Source organism: Streptomyces sp. UH6, from assembly GCF_013421635.1.
Classification (GTDB): Bacteria; Actinomycetota; Actinomycetes; order Streptomycetales; family Streptomycetaceae; genus Streptomyces; species Streptomyces abyssomicinicus.
In genome coordinates, this window is the sequence record NZ_JACADT010000618.1 from 1 (window position 1) to 3,476 (window position 3,476).

General features: G+C 74.5%; 2 protein-coding genes. Both read left to right on the forward strand.

The window, feature by feature from the left end:
• Positions 1-2,503: SDR family NAD(P)-dependent oxidoreductase (locus HW445_RS23105; RefSeq protein WP_180222883.1), on the forward strand; the 2,503-nt coding region annotated here is incomplete at its 5' end.
• Positions 2,504-2,570: 67 nt separating this feature from the next.
• A partial coding sequence (locus HW445_RS23110) for a geranylgeranyl reductase family protein (RefSeq protein ID WP_180222884.1) occupies positions 2,571-3,476 on the forward strand: 906 nt, incomplete at its 3' end.

The following is a 3,476-nucleotide window of genomic DNA, read 5'->3' on the forward strand; positions in this document are numbered from 1 at the left end:
CGCGGGGACCGGGGCGGCACCGCGCCTGTGGACCGTCACCCGCACCGCGCAGCGGGTCACCGCGGAGGACCGGCCGGACCTGGGACAGGCCGGACTGCGCGGCCTGGTGCGGGTACTGAGCTACGAGCACCCCGAACTGCGCCCCGCCGTGCTGGACATCGACCCGCGGACACCCCTCGCGGACGTGGCGGCGGAGCTGTCGTCGTGCTCCGACGAGCAGGACGAGGTCGCCCACCGGGACGGAACACGTCACCTGGCCCGGCTGCGCAACGCCCCGCTGGACGAAGGGGAGCACCGGACAAGGACCGTCGACCGGGTGCGCGACCGGGTGGCCCTGCACCTCGCACGCCCCGGTGACCTGGACTCCTTCGAATTCGTCGCCCAGTCGCGGCGCCGGCCCGGACCCGGCGAGGTCGAGGTCCGGGTCGACGCCACCAGCGTCAACTTCATCAACGTGCTGCAGGCGATGGGCGTCTACCAGCGCTTCGGCGTGGGCGAGAACCGCGAGGACATCAGCGCCTTCGACGGCGCGGGCGTCGTCACCGCCGTGGGCGAGGGGGTCCAGGGCGTGCGGGAGGGCGACAGGGTCGCCGCCATGTTCGTGGACGGGACGCGGTCCGCCGTCATGGCCTCCTTCGCCGAGGTGCGCGCGGACTGCCTGCTGCCCGTGCCGGACGGGACGAGCATCGAGGACGCGGCCGCTCTCCCGTGCGCCTACCTGACCGCCTGGTACTCGCTGCGGCACCTGGCCAGGATCCGGCCCGGCGAGAAGGTGCTCATCCACTCGGCGAGCGGCGGCACCGGCCTGGCCGCCCTCCACCTCGCACGGGCCTGCGGAGCCGAGGTGTGGGCCACCGCGGGCAGCGAGGACAAGCGGGCCTTCCTGCGCGGCCTCGGCGTCGAGCACGTCATGGACTCGCGCACCCTCGACTTCGCCGACCAGGTACGCGAACTCACCCGAGGCCGCGGCGTCGACGTCGTGCTCAACTCGCTGACCGGGCCGGCCCAGTCCGCCGGTCTCGAACTGCTGGCCCACCGGGGCCGGTTCATCGAGCTCGGCAAGCGGGACATCTACGCCAACACCCGGCTGGGGCTGCTGGCCTTCCGGCAGAACGTCACCTTCGCCGGCGTCGACGTGCTGATGATGATGCGGCAGGACCCGGAGCTGCTCGCGGAGGGCTACCGCGACCTCGCCGGCATGCTCGCCGGCGGCACCCTGCCGCCGTTGCCCGTCACCGTCCGTCCCGTCGGCGAGGCGTCGGCGGCGTTCCACACCATGGCCTCCGCCCGGCACACCGGCAAGCTCGTCCTGCGCTGGCCCGCCGAGGGAACCGACACCCTGCCGGTGCGGCCGCAGGACGTCCCCGTGGTCCGGCCCGACGCGAGCTACCTGGTCACGGGCGGGCTCGGCGGCCTCGGCCTCCTGGTCGCCCGGTGGCTGGCCGAACGGGGCGCCGCCGCCGTCGTCCTCACCTCCCGCAGCGCCCCCGACCCGGCGGCCCGGGCGGCCCTCGACGCCCTCACGGCCGACTTCGGCACTCGCGTCGAGGTCGTGAGCGCGGATCTCGCCGTTCCGGGCACCGCCGACGCCCTCGTACGCACCGCCGAGGCCACCGGGCATGCGCTGCGCGGTGTCGTCCACGCCGCCGCCGTCGTGGAGGACGCCACCGTCGCCAACCTCACGCCCGGGCTCGTGGAGAAGGTGTGGCGCCCGAAGGCGACCGGGGCGTGGCTGCTCCACCTCGCCCTGGACGGCCGGGAACTCGACTGGTGGGTCACCTTCTCCTCCGCCGCGTCCCTGCTGGGCAACCCCGGGCAGGGCGCCTACGCGGCGGCCAACGCGTGGCTGGACGAGTTCACCTCCTGGCGACGCGCCCAGGGCCTGCCGGCCACCTGCGTCAACTGGGGACCGTGGGCGGAGGTCGGCCGCGGCACCGGAATGGCCGAACGCGGCTACGCCATGATCGCCCCCGCGGAGGGCGTCGCCGCCCTGGAACGCCTCCTCGCCCACGACCGCGACCGCACCGCCTACACGCCCCTCGACATGGCGCGGTGGCTGGAGTCGTATCCCGAGACCGCCCGCACCGCCTTCTTCACCGCACTGGCGGGTCCGGCGGCCGGCGCGGAGACCGGGGGCGCCCGCAACGCGCTGCTGGACTCGCTGCGGGAGACGGACTGCCCGCAACGACGTCAGGACATCCTTCAGCCCCAGGTCGTCGAACACCTCGCCGCGGTCCTGCGACTGGGGACCGACCGGATCGACGCCGACACGTCGCTGGTGTCGCTCGGCCTGGACTCCTTGATGGCCATCGTCCTGCGCAACCGTCTGCAGCGCGAACTCGGCCTGGAGATCCCCACCATGGTGATGTGGACGCACCCGACGGCCTCCGCGCTGACCCGCTACCTCCTGACCCGCCTCGACCTCGACGGCGAACAGGAGGCCGGCCCCGACGGCGAACAGGACGGCACGCGCACCGGGGAACGGACGCCCGTCACCACGTAGGCTCCCGGCGTCGCCGGACCCCTCCCGCACGATCAGCCGATCCGACCGACCGTTAGGCGACCGACGTATGTCTCCTCCCCCTGTCCCCACCCGCACGCCAGGCACCTGGGACGTGATCGTCGTCGGCGCCGGCCCGGCCGGCGCCACGGCGGCCCGCGTCGCCGCCGAGCACGGCTGCGAGACCCTGCTGCTGGAACGCGCCGCCATTCCCCGCTACAAGACCTGTGGCGGCGGCCTCATCGGCGCGTCCCTCGCCGCCCTGCCCCGGGGCCTGCCGCTGAAGGTCCACGACACGGCCGGGCACTTCACCTTCTCCCTCAACGGCCGCAGGGAACGCACCCTCGCCTCCGCCTCCCCGACCATCGCCATGGTCCACCGCAGCGAACTCGACGAGGCGCTGACCGAGGCCGCCGCCGGGGCGGGGGCGGAGGTCCGGGACAGCACCGCGCTGACCGGCCTGGAACAGGAGGGCGGAACCGTCACCGTGCGGACCAACCGCGGCGACACCCTGCGCGCCCGGGCCGTCGTGGGGGCCGACGGCAGCGCCGGCAGAGTCGCACGTCACGTGGGTGTGGAGTGCGCGCAGGTCGACCTCGCACTGGAGGCGGAGGTCCCCGTCGACGACCGGACGGCCGACCTGTGGCGGGGCCGCCTCCTCATGGAGTGGGGACCGCTCCCCGGCTCCTTCGGCTGGATCTTTCCCAAAGGCGACATCTGCACCGCCGGAGTGGTGGCCGCCCGGGGCAACCCCACCGCTCTGCGCGCCTACAAGGAGTCCTTCCTCGCCCGCCACCGGCTCGCCGGCGCCCGGCCGCTCCATGACACCGGGCACCTGACCCGCTGCCGCCGCCCCGACTCCCCGCTGACCCGCGGACGCGTCCTCGTCGCCGGTGACGCCGCCGCCCTGGTCGACCACTGGTCCCGGGAGGGCATCTCCTACGCGCTCCGCTCGGGAGACCTCGCGGGCCGTGCC